The following is a 15865-nucleotide window of genomic DNA, read 5'->3' as shown; positions in this document are numbered from 1 at the left end:
TGAAGCACATGATAGAGCGCGCCGCGCGGCGCGAAAACGACACCGCATGTCATCATCGAATGGACAAAAAGTCAGCACCCCCGAACTGGTGAAGCAGCGCTCCTTCGTGCAGACGGTGCGCACCGGCGGCATCGCCAGCGCCGCGCGCGCCCTCGGCCTGACGCCTTCCGCGGTGAGCAAGAACATCTCGCGCCTGGAGGCCGAACTCGGCGTCCAGCTGCTGGCGCGCGACAACCGGCGCGTGGTGCCGACCGAAAGGGGATTGCGCGCCTACGAGGCCTACGGCGCGCTGCTGGCCGAGCTCGACCGCCTGCAGGCGACCCTGGCCGCGCCGGCCGCCCTGACCGGCCAGCTCGCGTTGTCGGTGCCGGGCGGCACCCTGGCCTGGCTGGCGCCCCTGCTGCGGGCCTACCGCGCGCGCCATCCTCAGGTGCAGCTGCGCCTGAACGTGAGCGACGCCCACAGCGACCTGGTGCGCGACCGCAACGACCTGGCGATCCGCTTCGGCCACCTGAAGGACAGCCGCACCCGCGCCCTGCCGCTGGGGAGCACACCGCTGCTGGTGTGCGCCGCGCCGGCCTACCTGGCGCGCGCCGGCACGCCGGACAGGCCGGCGGCACTGGGGGAGCATGAAGGCCTGCTGTTCCGCCTGCCGGACACCGGCAAGACGCGCCCGGTGCAGTTATCGGAAGCCGCCCCGGCCTGGCGCTGCTGCGCCGTGATTGACGACGGCCAGGCCCTGGTGCAGGCGGTCCTGGCCGGCTTCGGCCTGGCGCAACTGCCGGCGCTGCTGGTGCAGGACCACCTGGAGCAGGGCCGGCTGGTCGAGGTGCTGGCCGCCTGGCGCCCGCAGCCGCTGGCGGTGAACCTGCTCTACCCGGACGCGCCCTGGCTGCCGGCCGAACTCGACGCCTTCCTCGACGAGGCGCGGCGCCATTTCGGCCAGGCCGAAGCTCAGGTAGCGTCGGCGATCCGGTCCAGGTAGCGCAGCGCCGCCATCTCGGCGCGGACATTCGGGCGCGCGTCCGGCGACGCCAGGCGCAGTTCGCGGTACAGGCTCACGCAGGCGCGCAGGGCGCGGACGCAATCCGCCGCGTCGTAGGACGGCAAGGTGCCGCGCAGCTGCCGGGCGAAGGCCGGGTCGTGGGTCTCGATGCGGCGCACCCCTTGCGGGCGGGCCCCGGCACGCTGCAGCGCCAGCGGGCCGAGCACGGCGGAGCGCATGAAACCGAGCATATCGATCGCCTCGAACAGTTCGCCGCGTCCGATCTTGGATGCGCCGTAGTGGACCCAGATCCAGAAGCGCGCCTCGATCCAGGCGATGTCGGGCTGGGGAAAGCGTCCGGCGCCGAGCGCCAGCGCGGCGCTCACGCGCCCGTCGCGCTCCCACAGCACGGCCGGCTCCTCGACCCGCACGTGGACGTCGTCGAGCGAGACGAACTTGAGATCGACGTGCAGCAGGGGATCGTCGTAAAGGGTGATGAGCACGCGTGGCTCGCCCACGTGCTCGCCGCTGAAGCCGGCCAGGTAGTTGCCGAGCTGTCCTGCGATGGCGTCGCGCTCGCGCAGCAAGGCCTCCTGGTGCGCGGGCTCGGTGACGACGATCAGGTCGAGGTCGCTGAATTCGTCCATCGCGCCGGTCAGAAAAGAGCCGGCGGCGGCCAGGCCGACCAGGCGCGGGTCCTGCGGCAGCAGGGCCAGTGCGCGGTCGATGAAGGCGCGATGGGGAGCGGGCAGGGTGGCGGGCAGGTCGTGGCGCATCGGCTTCCTTTGCTGGACGTGTCGGCCTGACAGTCTAGCAAGGAAGCCGCATCAGCCGCCAGCCCGGGGGCCTGCCTGGGGATCGGGCGCCAGGATCTTGAGGAAGGCGCGCACCACGGGCGCGTCGTCCTGGGCCAGGTAGCTGATGTACAGGTTGGCCGACGGCGGGTTGGTCCGGATCGGCATGAACTTCACGCCCGGCCAGCCGATGCGCCCGGTGGTCTCGGGCAGCAGGGCCACGCCCAGGCCGGCGCCGACCATGGCCAGCAGGGTCTGGGGTTCGGCCGCCTCCTGGAAGATCATCGGCTCGAAGCCGGCGTTCACGCAGCACTGGATCAGGTAGCGCGGCTCGGCCGACTGGGTCAGGTGCAGGGTCAGCATCGGCTCGTTCGCGATGTCGATCAGCTCGATGTCGGCGCGGGCGGCGAGCGGATGCCGCTCGTTGATCGCCACGCACACGTTCTCGGGGAAGCACAGGTCCTGGCGCAGGTTGGCCTGCTTGAGCACCTCGGGCTCGATGCGCGGCTCGCGCCAGAAGCCGACGTCGATCTGGCGGTTGCGCAGCGCTTCCCACTGGTCGTTCGGGCCCAGTTCGTGGATGGTCCAGGTCACGCGCGGGAACTGGCTCTGGAACTGCTCCAGCAGGCGCGGGATCGGCCCCCACATCGCGGAGCCGACGATGCCCACCCGCAGCCGGCCGACCTCGCCGCGGTCGATCTGGCGGATGGTGTCGATGGTCATGCGCATCTTGCCCAGCAGTTCGGCCGCCTCGACCATCAAGGCCTTGCCGGCCACGGTCAGCTCGAAGCTGCGGGTGGTGCGGGTGAACAGGCGCACTCCCAGCTCGCTCTCCAGCTTCATGATCTGCTGGCTCAGCGGCGGCTGCGAGATGTGCAGGCGTTCGGCGGCGCGGCTGAAGCTCTTCTCTTCAGCGACCGCGAGGAAGTACTTGAGCTGTTTGAGGTCGATCGACATGGGCGGCGCGTCAGGCGTGGGCGGTGCGGTGCAGGGCCAGGGCCAGGCGCGCGCCGATGAGGGCGTTGTGCTTGACCAGGGCGATGTTGGTGGCGAGGCTGCGCCCGCCGGTGAGTTCCTTGATGCGGCCCAGCAGGAAGGGCGTGACCGCCTTGCCGCTCACGCCCCGGGCCCCGGCTTCGTCCAGCGCCTGGCCGATGATGGCGTCGATCTCGGCGGGCGCCATGGCCGCGGCTTCCGGCACCGGATTGCTGAGCACCACGCCGCCCGTCAGGCCGAGCTGCCACTTGGTGCGGATGAAGGCGGCCTGGTCTTCCGGCGCGTCGATCCGGAAATCGGCCTTGAAGCCGCTGTCGCGGGTGAAGAAGGCGGGGAAGGCTTCCTGGCCCACGCTCACCACCGGCACGCCGTGGGTCTCGAGGTATTCCAGGGTCAGGCCGATGTCGAGGATGGACTTCACGCCCGCGCACACCACGGCCACGCTGGTCTGGGCCAGTTCCTGCAGGTCGGCCGAGATGTCGAAGCTGGTCTCGGCGCCGCGGTGCACGCCGCCGATGCCGCCGGTGACGAAGACTTCGATGCCGGCCAGGGCCGCGCAGATCATGGTGGCGGCCACGGTGGTGGCCCCCAGCTTGCCCTGGGCGAGCACATAGGCCAGGTCGCGGCGGCTGACCTTGATCGCCTCCGGCGAGGAGCCGAGCAGTTCGAGCTGTTCTTCGGAAAGGCCGATGCAGATCTTGCCGCCGATGATGGCGATGGTGGCCGGCACCGCGCCGGCCTCGCGGATCACCGTCTCGACCTCGCGCGCGGTCTGCACGTTCTGCGGGTAGGGCATGCCGTGCGAGATGATGGTCGATTCGAGCGCGACGATGGGTTTGCCGGCGGCGCGCGCGGCGGCGACTTCGGGCGAGAACAGGAGGAAGGAGTGCATGGTCAGTCCTGACAGTTAAGCGGTGAGGCGTTGAGGGGAGCGTCGAAACGGCCCGGCGCGAGCGCAGGCGAGACCGTCTGCTCGCAGGCGATGGTGTCGGCCGCGAGCTGCAGGCCGCGGCGGCAGGCCTGGGCCAGGTCGGCTTCGCCGCCGTGCAGCGACCAGCACACGGCGGCGGCAAAGGCGTCGCCGGCGCCGGTGACGTCGACCACGCGGGCGGGCGGCGCGTCCAGTCGGGCCAGGCCGCCGTCGGTTGTATACAGCACGCCGGCCGCGCCGCGCGTGACGATCACGTCCTGGGCGCCATCGCGCCGCAGCGCATCGCAGGCGGCCGCGATCTCGGCGTCGGTGTCGAGCGGGCGGCCGGCGCGCACCGCCAGCTCGCCGGCGTTCAGGATCAGCAGGCGCAGGCCGTCCAGGCGGCGCGGCAGGCGCGCCATCTTCGGCTCGGACACGGCCACCAGCACCAGGGGCGTCTGGTGGCGCTCGGCGTCGGCCAGCAGGGCGGCGACGCTGTCCTGGGGCAGGTTGAGGTCGGCCACCACCAGGGCCGCTCCGGCGCGCAGCTGTTCGCGGCTGGCGAGGAAGGCCGGCGTGAGGGCCTCGTAGATCGCCATGTCGGCCAGGGCCACCGCCATCTCGCCGTCCTGGTCGAGCACCGCGGTATAGGTGCCGCTGGCGGCGCCTTCGAGGCGCAGGGCGGCGCGGGTGTCGATGCCGGCGCTTTCCGCGTGGGCGAGCAGGGCGCGGCCCGAGGCGTCGCCGCCGACGGCGGTGACCAGGGCCACCGGCGCGCCCAGGCGCGCCAGGTTCTCGGCGATGTTGCGCGCCACGCCGCCGAAGGATTCGTCCTGGCGCGCCGGGTTCGAGGTGCCCAGGCCCAGGGGACCGAGGCTGCGCAGCTTGCGGTCGAGATTGGCCGCGCCGACGCAGACGATGGGGCGGCGGTCCGGCAGAACGTAGGCGCGGCCCAGGATGCGGCGCTCGCGCACCAGGGTCGCGATGTAGTTGGCGACGGCGGAACGCGACAGTCCCAGCTGGCTCGCAAGATCCTGCTGGGAGATGAAGGGGTTGGCGCGGATCAGCTCGAACAGCTGTTCCTTCTTGTGCGGCTCGCTCACGGGGATATCTCTGACAAATGTTTGTCGATACTAGATAACTGTTTGGAGCAAGTCAATCAGCGATGTATGCATGAGTTGTATCCGATGCATCAATTTATTGATTTCCCATATAAATCGACAAGAAAAATGGTATTTGCCATACATATCGACCCTCATGCATAGTTATAATATTCGGCTAACCCGGCCACACTTCGCATCAGCAAGCCGGCGTCACAGCCTTCCCGATCTCCCCCGACACGCACACAACAAGGAAGCCCCATGTCCAGCACGACTCCATTCGACGCCGAAGCCATCATCCGCGCCCGCAAGCCGGGCTTTACGCCGCGCGTGGCGCTGATCCTCGGTTCCGGCCTCGGCGTGCTGGCCGAGCAGATGACCGACGCGGTGTCGATCAGCTACGCCGACCTGCCGGGCTTCCCGATCAGCACCGTGCACGGCCACGCGGGTGAGCTGGTGCTGGGCCTGCTGAACGGCGTGCCGGTCGCCTGCATGAAGGGCCGCGGCCACTTCTACGAAGGCTATGGCCCGGGCGTGATGACCTCGGCCATCCGCACCCTCAAGCTGCTGGGCGCCGAACTCCTGTTCGTGACCAATGCCGCCGGTTCGCTGCGGGTCGAGGCCGATGCCGGCTCGCTGGTCGCGATCAGCGACCACATCAACTTCCTGCCGGGCAGCCCGATGGCCGGCCCCAACGACGAGCGCTTCGGCCCGCGCTTCTTCAGCATGGCCAACGCCTACGACGCCGAGGTGCGCGCGCTGGTGAAAGCCACCGCGGTGGAGAAGGGCATCACCCTGCACGAGGGCGTCTACCTGGCCGCCGCCGGCCCGCACTTCGAGACCGCCGCCGAAATCCGCGCCTTCAAGACCCTGGGCGCCGACGTGGTCGGCATGTCCCTGATCCCGGAAGTGATCGCCGCCCGCCACTGCGGCCTGAAGGTCGCCGCCGTCTCGGCCATCACCAACCTGGCCGAAGGCCTGACCCCGTTCGCGCTGTCGCACGAGCAGACCCTGAAGTACGCCGCGATCGCCGCCAAGGACATGGTCACCCTGATCCAGTCCTTCATCGAGCGCCTGGGCGCCACCCCGCCCGCCGCAGCCTGATCCACCCATTTAGCGAGGCCCGCCATGTCACGCGCATTCATCCTCCTGCTTGATTCCTTCGGCCTGGGCGCGCTGCCCGACGCCGACAAATACGGCGACGCCGGCGCCAACACCTTCGGCCACATCGCCCAGTGGGCGGCGAAGGAGGGCAAGCCGCTGTCCCTGCCCAACCTCGAGCGCCTGGGCCTGGCGGCCGCCGCGCACAAGGCCAGCGGCGAATGGGCGCCGGGCTTTGCCCTGCGCGACGGCTTCAGCGGCGCCTGGGGCGTCGCGCGCGAGCAGTCGACCGGCAAGGACACCCAGAGCGGCCATTGGGAAATCGCCGGCGTGCCGGTGCTGTTCGACTGGGGCTACTTCCCCAAGACCGTGCCGTCCTTCCCCAAGGAGCTGACCGACAAGCTGCAGGAGCTGACGGGCGTGCCGGGCTGGCTGGGCAACTGCCACGCCTCGGGCACCACCATCATCACCGAGCTGGGCGACGAGCACGTCGCCACCGGCAAGCCCATCCTCTACACCTCGGCCGACTCGGTGCTGCAGATCGCCGCGCACGAAGAGCACTTCGGCCTGGAGCGCCTGTACCAGGTCTGCGAGGCGGCCTACGAGCTGGTCAAGCCCTACAACATCGGCCGCGTGATCGCCCGTCCCTTCCTGGGCGAGAACGGCAACTACAAGCGCACCGCCAACCGCCACGACTACGCCGTGCCGCCGACCAGCCCGACCCTGCTCGACCACGTCAAGGACGCCGGCGGCGAGGTGATCGCACTGGGCAAGATCAGCGACATCTTCGCGGCCCAGGGCGTGACCCAGCTGATCAAGGGCCCGGACAACATGGCCCTGTTCGACCGCCTGCTCGAGGTGACCGAGACCGCGCCCGAGAAATCGCTGAGCTTCGTGAACTTCGTCGACTTCGACATGCACTTCGGCCACCGCCGCGACGTGGCGGGCTATGCCAACGCCCTGCACGAGCTGGACGCGCGCCTGCCGGAATTCATGGCCAGGCTGAAGGAGGGCGACATGGTCGTGATCACCGCCGACCATGGCTGCGACCCGACCGCCGCCGGCTCCGACCACACCCGCGAGCACATCCCGATGCTGTTCTTCGGCCCGGCCGTCCCGGCGCGCGAGCTGCCGACCGCTTCTACCTTCTCCGACATCGGCGCCACCCTGGCCAAGCACCTGGGCGTCAAACCTCTTTCCAACGGAACCGCACTGCTATGACCCAGCCCCTGGATTTCAAACGTAACACCGCCGTCGGCCTGGACCTGGGCCTGGTCAACGGCATCAAGGTCAACCGCAATGCGGCCGACCGCCGCGCCGCTAGCCTGGCGAACCGCCGCACGGTCAAGAAGGAATACCAGGCGGCCTGGCTGATCCGCGCCATCGAATGCATGGACCTGACCACCCTGTCGGGCGACGACACCCCGGGCCGCGTCGAGCGCCTGTGCATGAAGGCGATGCGCCCGATCCGCACCGACCTGATGCAGGCCCTGGGCCTGGACAGCCTGTCGACCGGCGCGGTGTGCGTCTACCACGAAATGATCCAGCCGGCAGTCAAGGTGCTGCAGGGCCGCCTGCCGATCGCCGCGGTGTCGACCGCCTTCCCGGCCGGCCTGTCCAGCCTGGAGACCAAGATCCGCGAGATCGAGCTGTCGGTGGCCGCCGGCGCGACCGAGATCGACATCGTGATCACCCGCCAGCACGTCCTGACCGGCAACTGGCAGGCCCTGTACGACGAGATGCTGGCCTACCGCCAGGCCTGCGGCGAGGCGCACGTCAAGGCCATCCTCGCCACCGGCGACCTGGTGACCCTGGAGAACGTGGCCAAGGCCTCGTGGGTGTGCATGATGGCCGGCGCGGACTTCATCAAGACCTCGACCGGCAAGGAAGGCGTGAACGCCACCATCCCGGTGTCGCTGGTGATGGTGCGCGCGATCCGCGAGTACTACGAGATGACCGGCTTCCAGGTCGGCTACAAGCCGGCCGGCGGCGTCTCGACCGCCAAGGCCGCGCTGCAATACCTGACCGTGATGAAGGAAGAGCTGGGCAACGACTGGCTGCAGCCGCACCTGTTCCGCATCGGCGCCTCGAGCCTGCTGACCGACATCGAGCGCCAGCTCGAGCACTACGTGACCGGCAACTACTCGGCTGCCCACCGCCACGCGCAACCTTAAACATCCCACGGATTCGTCATGCCAACAATTAAAGAGATTCTTCAGACCATGGATTACGGCCCCGCACCAGAAAGCACCAAGGAAGCGCAAGCGTGGCTGGAGCAGCATGGACGCCGTTTCGGACTGTTCATCGACAACGCCTGGACCGAAGCAGGCGAGACCTTCGCCTCCAACAACCCGGCCGACGGCAGCGAACTGGCCCAGGTGACCCAGGCCACCGCCGCCGATGTCGAGCGCGCGGTGCAGGCCGCGCGCCGCGCCCAGCCGGGCTGGGTGGCCCTGGGCGGCCATGGCCGCGCCAAGGTGATGTACGCGCTGGCCCGCCTGCTGCAGAAGCACGCGCGCCTGTTCGCGGTGCTCGAGACCCTGGACAACGGCAAGACCATCCGCGAGACCCGCGACGCCGACCTGCCGCTGGCCGCGCGCCACTTCTACCATCACGCCGGCTGGGCCCAGCTGCAGTCGGAAGAATTCGCCGACTACCGCGCCGTGGGCGTGGTGGGCCAGATCGTGCCCTGGAATTTCCCGCTGCTGATGCTGGCCTGGAAGATCGCCCCGGCCCTGGCGGCCGGTAACACCGTGGTGTTCAAGCCGGCCGAGTACACGCCGCTGACCGCGCTGCTGTTCGCCGAGATCTGCCAGCGCGCCGGCGTGCCGGCCGGCGTGGTGAACATCGTCACCGGCGACGGCCGCGTGGGCGAGGCCATCGTCAACCATCCGGGCATCGACAAGCTGGCCTTCACCGGCTCGACCGAAGTCGGCCGCCTGATTCGCAAGGCCACCGCCGGCAGCGGCAAGAAGCTGTCGCTGGAACTGGGCGGCAAGTCGCCCTTCATCGTGTTCGACGACGCCGACCTCGACGCCGCCGTCGAAGGCCTGGTCGATTCGATCTGGTTCAACCAGGGCCAGGTCTGCTGCGCCGGCTCGCGCCTGCTGGTGCAGGAATCGGTGTATGGGAAGTTCATCGCCAAGGTCAAGGCGCGCATGCAGAACCTGCGCGTCGGCTCGCCGCTGGACAAGTCGAACGACATCGGCGCGCTGGTGGACCCGGTCCAGCAGCAGCGCATCCACGGCCTGGTGGAATCGGCCCGCGCCGAAGGCTGCGAAGTGTGGCAGCCGGCCGGCGACATGCCGACCTCGGGCTCCTGGTACCTGCCGACCCTGATCACCGGCGCCTCGACCTCGGCCGCCGTGGCCCAGGCCGAGATCTTCGGCCCGGTGCTGGTGGCGATGAGCTTCCGCACCCCGGGCGAGGCGGTGCAACTGGCCAACAACACCGTGTACGGCCTGGCGGCCTGCGTGTGGAGCGAGTCGATCTCGCTGGCGCTGGACGTGGCGCCGCAGATCAAAGCCGGCGTGGTGTGGATCAACACCGCCAACCAGTTCGACGCGGCCTGCGGCTTCGGCGGCTACAAGGAATCGGGCTATGGCCGCGAGGGCGGCAAGGAAGGCATGTACGAGTACCTGACCCCGCTGTCCGAGGACGCGCGTCCCGCCGCGCCGGTGCTGGCCGAGAAGGGCAAGCTCAAGCCGGCGGAGGGCGACGATCCGTTCGCGGTCGACCGCACGGCCAAGCTCTACATCGGCGGCAAGCAGGCGCGCCCGGACGGCGCCTACAGCCGCGCGATCCACGGCGCGGACGGCGCCTTCCTGGCCGACGTGGGCGAGGGCAACCGCAAGGACATCCGCAATGCGGTGGAAGCCGCGCACAAGGCGGCCGGCTGGGCCAAGGCGAGCGCGCACAACCGCGCGCAGGTGCTGTACTACATCGCCGAGAACCTGGCGATCCGCGCTGGCGAATTCGCGGCCCGCATCGCGGCGCAGACCGGCAGCAAGAACGCCGAACGCGAAGTGCAGGCGGCGATCGAGCGCCTGTTCTACTGGGCGGCCTGGGCCGACAAGTACGACGGCCAGGCGCACCAGCCGCCGATGCACGGCATCACCGTGGCGCTGAACGAGCCGGTGGGCGTGATCGGCATCATCTGCCCGAACGAGAACCCGCTGCTGGGCTTCGTCTCGCTGGTGGCCCCGGCCCTGGCGCTGGGCAACCGCGTGGTGGCGGTGCCCTCGGAAGCGCATCCGCTGAGCGCGACCGACCTGTACCAGGTGCTGGACACCTCGGACCTGCCGGGCGGCGCGCTCAACATCGTCACCGGCAGCGCGGACGAACTGGCGCGCACCCTGGCCTCGCATGCCGACGTGGACGCCGTGTGGCGCCACGACGGTTCGGCCGAAGGCTGCGCGGAAGTGGAGCGCCTGTCGGCCGATTCGCTCAAGCGCACCTGGACCGGTGGGGCGAAGGGGCGTGACTGGTTCGATCCGAAGCAGGCCGCCGGCCGCGCGGTGCTGCAGCATGCGAGCCAGGTGAAGAACGTGTGGATTCCGTACGGCGTGTAATACGCCTGCGTACGGGATCGCCCCATAGCCCGGAGCGCCACCGTACCGGAATCGCCAACAACCTAAACCAACGTCATTCCCGCGAAGGCGGGAATCCAAGTCCGACGCAATGCCGCACAATCAAACGCAGCGGATCAGCACGCAAACTTGGATTCCCGCCTGCGCGGGAATGACGTTTTAGAGCTAACACTGAAAACGGAAGCATCATGTTCCTCCCCCAAGAAATCGTCCGTAAGAAGCGCGACGGCGGCACGCTGAGCGCCGAGGAGATCCAGTTCTTCGTGCGCGGCATTCCCGACGGCAGCGTGACCGAAGGCCAGATCGCCGCGCTGGCGATGGCCGTCTACTTCAACGACATGACGATGGACGAACGCGTCGCCTTCACCCTGGCGATGCGCGATTCCGGCCAGGTCATGGAATGGAAGTCGCTGAACTTGCCCGGCCCGGTGGTCGACAAGCATTCCACCGGCGGCGTCGGCGACGTGGTCTCGCTCATGCTCGGCCCGATGATCGCGGCCTGCGGCGGCTACGTCCCGATGATCTCGGGCCGCGGCCTGGGCCACACCGGCGGCACCCTCGACAAGTTCGATTCCATCCCCGGCTACTGCACCGTCCCCGATCCGGAACTGTTCCGCAAGGTGGTCAAGGAAGTCGGCGTCGCCATCATCGGCCAGACCGCCCAGCTGGCGCCGGCCGACAAGCGCTTCTACAGCATCCGCGACACCACGGCGACCGTGGAATCGGTGGCCATGATCACCGGCTCGATCCTGTCCAAGAAGCTGGCCGCCGGCCTCGACGCCCTGGTCATGGACGTCAAGGTGGGCAGCGGCGCCTTCATGCCGAGCTACGAGAAATCGGTGGAGCTGGCCGAAAGCATCGTCCACGTCGGCAACGGCGCCGGCACCCGCACCTCGGCCATCCTGACCGGGATGAACGAGTCGCTGTGCCACGCGGCCGGCAACGCGGTCGAGGTGCGCGTCGCCATCGACTACCTGAGCGGCAAGTCGCGCCCGGCGCGCCTGCACGAGGTGACGATGGCCTTGTGCGCCGAGATGCTGGTCATCTCCGGCATCGCCAAATCGGATGAAGAGGCCCGCACCCGCCTGCAGGCAGCCCTCGATTCGGGCGAAGCGGCCGAGCGTTTCGCGCGCATGGTCGCCGCGCTGGGCGGCCCGGCCGACCTGATGGACAAGCCGGATACCCACCTGGCCGGCGCGCCGGTGATCCTGCCGGTGCCGGCCCTGCAGGCGGGTTACGCCGCGCGCGTCGACACCCGTGGCCTGGGCCTGGCCGTGGTGGCCCTGGGCGGCGGGCGCGTGCGTCCACAGGACCCGATCGACTTCGCGGTCGGCCTCACCAAGCTGGTGGAACTGGGCGACAAGCTCGACCTGGGGCAGCCGCTGGCCATGGTCCATGCGCGCACCCGCGAAGCCGCCGAACAGGCGGTGCGCCAGGTGCAGGCGGCCTACGTGCTGGCGGCGGACAAGCCAGCCGCCGAGCCGATGATCTACCGCAGCATCCGTCCGTAAGGGGAGGCCATGAAGTACGCGAAACTGATCGAGGAAGCGCGCGCGGCGCGCGAGATGGCCTATACCCCCTACTCGGAGTTCAAGGTCGGGGCGGCGCTGGAGTGCAAGGACGGGCGCATCTTCCGGGGCTGTAACGTGGAGAACGCGTCCTATGGCCTGTGCAACTGCGCGGAGCGCACCGCCTTCTTCAGCGCCATCGCCAGCGGCTACAAGCCGGGCGACTTCGCCGCGCTCGCGGTGATCGGCCAGACCGAAGGCCCGATCGCGCCCTGCGGCGCCTGCCGCCAGGTGATCCTGGAACTGGGCGGAAACGCCCTGCCGGTGGTGCTCAGCAACCTGGAAGGGGAGGTGTTCGAGACCACCGCGGCCGCGCAATTGCCGAACGCCTTTGGCGGCCGCGATCTAGGCCGGTAAGCCGCAGTCAGGCTTACCGAAAGAACCGGTCCCGCGCATGGGACCGGACAGTTTCACTTGCCGGGCCAGGCCGCCAATACCTGCTCGGCCACCGCCTCCAGCACCTGGGGTGGGAACCCCGCCTTGGCCTGCACCGCCATCCCGTGCAGCACCGCCAGGATGTAGGTGGCCAGCACATCCGGCTGCGCCGATTCCGGCAGGTCGCCTTCCGCCTTCGCCCGCTCGAGCCGCTCCCTGAGTTGCATTTCGCCCCCGGCGCGCATCTCGATCAGGGCCTGCCGCACCGGCTCGGCCTCGTCCGACCCCGCCAGCACGCCATTGATACCCAGGCAGCCCCGCTGCTCGCTGGTGTTCAGTGCGATCGAGCGCAGCATGATCTCCCGCACCACCTCGCGCGAGGTCGGCAGCTTCAGCGCCTCCGGATAGAAATCCATGTAGCGCTCGTAATAGCGCTCCAGCGCGAGGCCGAACATCGATTCCTTGTTCCCGAAGGCGGAGTAGAGCGCAGGGCGTTCCACACCCGCAGCCTCGGTCAAATCGGCGTAGGACGCCCCTTCGTAGCCCTTGCGCCAGAACACGCAGAGCACCGAATCGAGCGCCTTTTCCATGTCGATCTTGCGATGGCGTCCCATCGAATCAGTCCGTCCTATGAAATAACAATCGTTACGAAATCTCTTGACAAGCCTTCGCCGGATTATATACTGATCGTTATCGTAACACTCGTTACGAAAAAGAGAGCACGGTGCTCATCCGGCCGGCCTGGCGCCGGCCATCGATCGAAAGGGATTTCATGTCGAATGCATTGAAGGGCAAGGTTGCCCTGGTAACTGGTGGTTCGCGCGGCCTGGGCGCCGCCATCGCACGCACGCTGGCGGCGCAGGGCGCCGACGTGGCGATCAGTTATGTCGCCTCCGCCGAGAAGGCCGAGGCCCTGGTCCAGGAACTGAAGAAGACCGGCGTGCGCGCGCTCGCCGTCAAGAGCGACCAGGCCGACCCGGCCGCCGCGCCCCGGCTGGTCGATACGGTGCTGGAGCACTTCGGCAAGCTGGACATCCTGGTCAACAACGCCGCCATCGCGGTGCAGGGCAAGGGCGTGGACGACCCCGAGCTCGACGTGGCGGGACAGGACCTCCAGTGGAAAACCAATGTGCTGGGCGTCGTGGCGACCACCCGTGCCGCCTCGCAGCGCATCACCGACGGCGGCCGCATCATCTTCATCGGCTCGGCCCTGGGCACCCGCATCCCCTTCGCCGGCGTGACCGATTATTCCGCCACCAAGTTCGCCATCGCCGGCTACGCCAAGGGCGCGGCGCGCGACCTCGGTCCGCGCAACATCACGGTGAACGTGGTCCAGCCGGGCATCATGCCGACCGACATGGCTGCCGCCGTGGCCGCCGAGCTGCCTCCGGCCATCATGGACCTGCACGCCATTCGCCGCATCGCGACGCTCGAAGAAGTGGCCGAGATCGTGTGCTTCCTGGCCGGACCCCACGCTGGCTACGTCACCGGCGGCGTGCTGGACGTGGCCGGCGGCTTCCAGATCTGAGTGTCAGGTTCGCAGGGCCAGCGTGTATTCGAAGTAGTCCTCGTCGCGCACCCAGCCGGCGGACGTGTACAAAGCCTGGGCCCTGGTATTGGTCTTGGCCGTCGACAGCACCAGGCGCAAGGCCCCGCGCTGGCGGCCGAAGTCCGCCGCGGCCTGCAGCAGGCCGCGTCCGACCGCGGCGCCGCGCGCGGCGGGCGCCACGAACAGGTCGTTGAGGACGTAGATGCGCCCCGCCGATACCGACGAGAAGGACGGATAGAGCTGGACGAAGCCGATGCCCCTGCCGTCGGCGTCGGTGGCGAGGAAGATGGTGGACTCGTCGCGCTCCAGCCGTTCGCGCAGGAAGGATGCGGCCAGCGCGGGATCGGCCGGCTTGCCGTAGAACTGGCGGTAGGCGTCGAACAGCGGCGCCACCAGGGGCAGGTCGCCAAGTCCCGCCTGGCGGATGAGGGACGCCGCCATTACCACATCAGGTCGTCGGGAATCTTGTAGGCCGCGTAGGGATCGTCTTCCTCGACTTCCTGGCTGGCCTTCTTGACCTGCACCACCAGCGCGGCGTCGCGCTCGGCGATCTTCTCGGCGATCACGCGCGGCACTAGTTCAAAACTACCGTTGATGCCGACGATGACGAGACGACCCGCGACCAGGTGCTCTTGCACCTGGGGCGAGACGTAGATACGCTCGATCCTGGTGCCGAAAGTGAAGTTGTAGGGCACGTCGTCCTTGCCGTTCTTCGTCTTCGGCTGCTTGTTCTGCTGCACCATCTGCACGATCTGCGCCATGATCGCCTTCTGGGTCGCGGCGGCGTCGCGCTGGGCGTTCAGCTCGCGCGCGCGTTCCGCGTTCTTGCGCTGGGCTTCCAGCGCCGCTTCGCGCGCTTCGTTGACCGACTCGACGCCGGTGCGGCGCTCGATCTTCTTTTGCTTGCTCTTGTCCTGGTTGACCTGCTTGACCTTCTTCTTGTCGACCAGGCCGGCTTTCAGTAACTGCTCCTGCAGCGAGACCATGTTGTATTCCCTAGGTTGGTGTACGTCAGGCCGCTAGCATAGCAAAGCCTCAGGCGGGACCGGAAGCCCAGGGATCATAGGTGCCGACGTGCCACACGTGGCCTTCCAGGTCGCGGCAGGCGAACACCCGTCCGCCGAAGGGCGCGTCGTCGATTTCCTGGACGATGGCGGCGCCCTTGTCGACCACCCGCGCATAGGTGTCGTCGGCGTCCGCCACCGTGATCCAGGTGGTCTGCGACTGCCGGCCGCCGAGCTGGTCGGGCGACGCGATCACCTGGCCGAGGATGTCGTCGGCATGGGTGCCGAGCATCACCATGCCGCCACCCAGGGTCAGTTCGGCGTGCATGATCTTTCCGTTTCTGCCGGGAACGATGAGTTTTTGCTGGAATCCGAAACAGTGGCAGAGCCAGTCGATGGCGGCTTGCGTGTCCTGGTAGCGCAGGCAGGGAATCAGTGTTGAGCTCATCAGTTTCTCCAAGGTGGCGGCGATCGGCTGAACGTGTGCGAACGCGCTAGTGTGACACAAGCTCCCGGCGGGCCCTGTCGCGCACGCTAGGAGTGCAGGGCGACGGCGGCATTGATGCGCGCCGCTTCGGCGCGCGCGTCCGGCACGCCGATCACCAGCCGGGCCCACTTGTTGCCGGCCAGTTCGATGACGACGGTCTGCGACTTGCGCGTGGTGTAGACGAACTGCCGGTCGCCCGACTTGATGAAGGTGCCGGCCGTGATCAGGCCCGGCACGTGGGTGCCCGGGATCCGCAGGCCCAGCGCACTTCCGCGAAAGCCGTTGTCCTCGGTCGCCCCGCGGATCTGCGCCAGCGGCACGCCGAAGCTGGCACGCAGCGCCCAGATCGATTCCCACGGCGTCAGGCGGACGACCAGTTCCTTGTCGGTCAATTCGATACGCGGCAT

At 68.6% G+C, this 15865-nt stretch carries 17 protein-coding genes; 8 read left to right on the top strand and 9 right to left on the bottom strand.

Annotated elements, in window-relative coordinates:
- Positions 1 to 46: 46 nt before the first annotated feature.
- Positions 47 to 985 (top strand): LysR family transcriptional regulator, encoded by a 939-nt coding sequence (locus tag B0920_RS13120; RefSeq protein ID WP_179119153.1) that lies wholly within the window; start codon positions 47 to 49, stop codon positions 983 to 985.
- Here the strand turns inward: B0920_RS13120 and B0920_RS13115 are convergent.
- From B0920_RS13115 to B0920_RS13100, 4 genes are read right to left on the bottom strand one after another with little or no spacing between them, the layout of a single operon-like run.
- Positions 955 to 1761 (bottom strand): nucleotidyltransferase domain-containing protein, encoded by an 807-nt coding sequence (locus B0920_RS13115; protein WP_078032920.1) that lies wholly within the window; start codon positions 1759 to 1761, stop codon positions 955 to 957. The two genes, B0920_RS13120 and B0920_RS13115, sit on opposite strands and share 31 nt — an antisense overlap.
- Before the next feature lie 51 nt (positions 1762 to 1812).
- Positions 1813 to 2736 carry a LysR family transcriptional regulator gene (locus B0920_RS13110; protein ID WP_078032919.1) on the bottom strand — a complete coding sequence of 308 codons (924 nt, stop codon included), beginning with the start codon at positions 2734 to 2736 and terminating at the stop codon, positions 1813 to 1815.
- 10 nt (positions 2737 to 2746) lie between these two features.
- Complete coding sequence (locus B0920_RS13105; protein ID WP_078032918.1) at positions 2747 to 3667, bottom strand: pseudouridine-5'-phosphate glycosidase; 921 nt, start codon at positions 3665 to 3667, stop codon at positions 2747 to 2749.
- Positions 3668 to 3669: 2 nt separating this feature from the next.
- Positions 3670 to 4788, bottom strand: a complete 1119-nt coding sequence (locus tag B0920_RS13100) for a carbohydrate kinase (protein WP_078032917.1) — start codon at positions 4786 to 4788, stop codon at positions 3670 to 3672.
- Positions 4789 to 5046: 258 nt separating this feature from the next.
- Between B0920_RS13100 and xapA the strand changes: the two genes are divergently transcribed.
- From xapA to B0920_RS13070, 6 genes are all read left to right on the top strand, one after another.
- On the top strand, positions 5047 to 5889 hold the full coding sequence (xapA, locus tag B0920_RS13095) for a xanthosine phosphorylase (protein ID WP_078032916.1): 843 nt from the start codon (positions 5047 to 5049) through the stop codon (positions 5887 to 5889).
- 24 nt (positions 5890 to 5913) lie between these two features.
- Complete coding sequence (locus tag B0920_RS13090) at positions 5914 to 7107, top strand: phosphopentomutase (protein ID WP_078032915.1); 1194 nt, start codon at positions 5914 to 5916, stop codon at positions 7105 to 7107.
- Positions 7104 to 8060, top strand: coding sequence for a deoxyribose-phosphate aldolase (gene deoC, locus B0920_RS13085; RefSeq protein ID WP_078032914.1), 957 nt, complete (start codon positions 7104 to 7106; stop codon positions 8058 to 8060). Before B0920_RS13090 ends, deoC begins: the two co-directional genes overlap by 4 nt.
- An 18-nt stretch (positions 8061 to 8078) precedes the next feature.
- Entirely contained in the window at positions 8079 to 10457 is a 2379-nt protein-coding gene (locus B0920_RS13080; RefSeq protein ID WP_373887885.1) for an aldehyde dehydrogenase family protein, read from the top strand.
- Between the two features lie 206 nt (positions 10458 to 10663).
- Positions 10664 to 11986 carry a thymidine phosphorylase gene (deoA, locus tag B0920_RS13075; protein WP_078032912.1) on the top strand — a complete coding sequence of 441 codons (1323 nt, stop codon included), beginning with the start codon at positions 10664 to 10666 and terminating at the stop codon, positions 11984 to 11986.
- Positions 11987 to 11995: 9 nt separating this feature from the next.
- Complete coding sequence (locus B0920_RS13070) at positions 11996 to 12400, top strand: cytidine deaminase (RefSeq protein ID WP_078032911.1); 405 nt, start codon at positions 11996 to 11998, stop codon at positions 12398 to 12400.
- Between the two features lie 53 nt (positions 12401 to 12453).
- On the opposite strand, the gene B0920_RS26400 is transcribed toward B0920_RS13070, so the two are convergent.
- Entirely contained in the window at positions 12454 to 13032 is a 579-nt protein-coding gene (locus tag B0920_RS26400; protein WP_078032910.1) for a TetR/AcrR family transcriptional regulator, read from the bottom strand.
- A 158-nt stretch (positions 13033 to 13190) separates the two neighbouring features.
- Here B0920_RS26400 and B0920_RS13060 point away from each other — a divergent pair, with 158 nt between their 5' ends.
- Positions 13191 to 13946: an SDR family NAD(P)-dependent oxidoreductase gene (locus tag B0920_RS13060; protein WP_078032909.1), complete on the top strand. Its 756-nt coding sequence runs from the start codon at positions 13191 to 13193 to the stop codon at positions 13944 to 13946.
- A 3-nt stretch (positions 13947 to 13949) separates the two neighbouring features.
- Here the strand turns inward: B0920_RS13060 and B0920_RS13055 are convergent, their stop codons facing one another.
- From B0920_RS13055 to B0920_RS13040, 4 genes are all read right to left on the bottom strand, one after another.
- Positions 13950 to 14408 carry a GNAT family N-acetyltransferase gene (locus B0920_RS13055; protein ID WP_078032908.1) on the bottom strand — a complete coding sequence of 153 codons (459 nt, stop codon included), beginning with the start codon at positions 14406 to 14408 and terminating at the stop codon, positions 13950 to 13952.
- Positions 14408 to 14953 carry a DUF2058 domain-containing protein gene (locus tag B0920_RS13050; protein WP_078032907.1) on the bottom strand — a complete coding sequence of 182 codons (546 nt, stop codon included), beginning with the start codon at positions 14951 to 14953 and terminating at the stop codon, positions 14408 to 14410. Before B0920_RS13050 ends, B0920_RS13055 begins: the two co-directional genes overlap by 1 nt.
- Positions 14954 to 15002: 49 nt before the next feature.
- Positions 15003 to 15419, bottom strand: a complete 417-nt coding sequence (locus B0920_RS13045) for a VOC family protein (RefSeq protein WP_078032906.1) — start codon at positions 15417 to 15419, stop codon at positions 15003 to 15005.
- Positions 15420 to 15505: 86 nt separating this feature from the next.
- Positions 15506 to 15865, bottom strand: a complete 360-nt coding sequence (locus B0920_RS13040; RefSeq protein WP_078032905.1) for a hypothetical protein — start codon at positions 15863 to 15865, stop codon at positions 15506 to 15508.

The organism is Massilia sp. KIM, from assembly GCF_002007115.1.
Taxonomy (GTDB): Bacteria; Pseudomonadota; Gammaproteobacteria; order Burkholderiales; family Burkholderiaceae_D; genus Telluria.
This window is presented reverse-complemented; position numbering and strand designations above follow the sequence as displayed.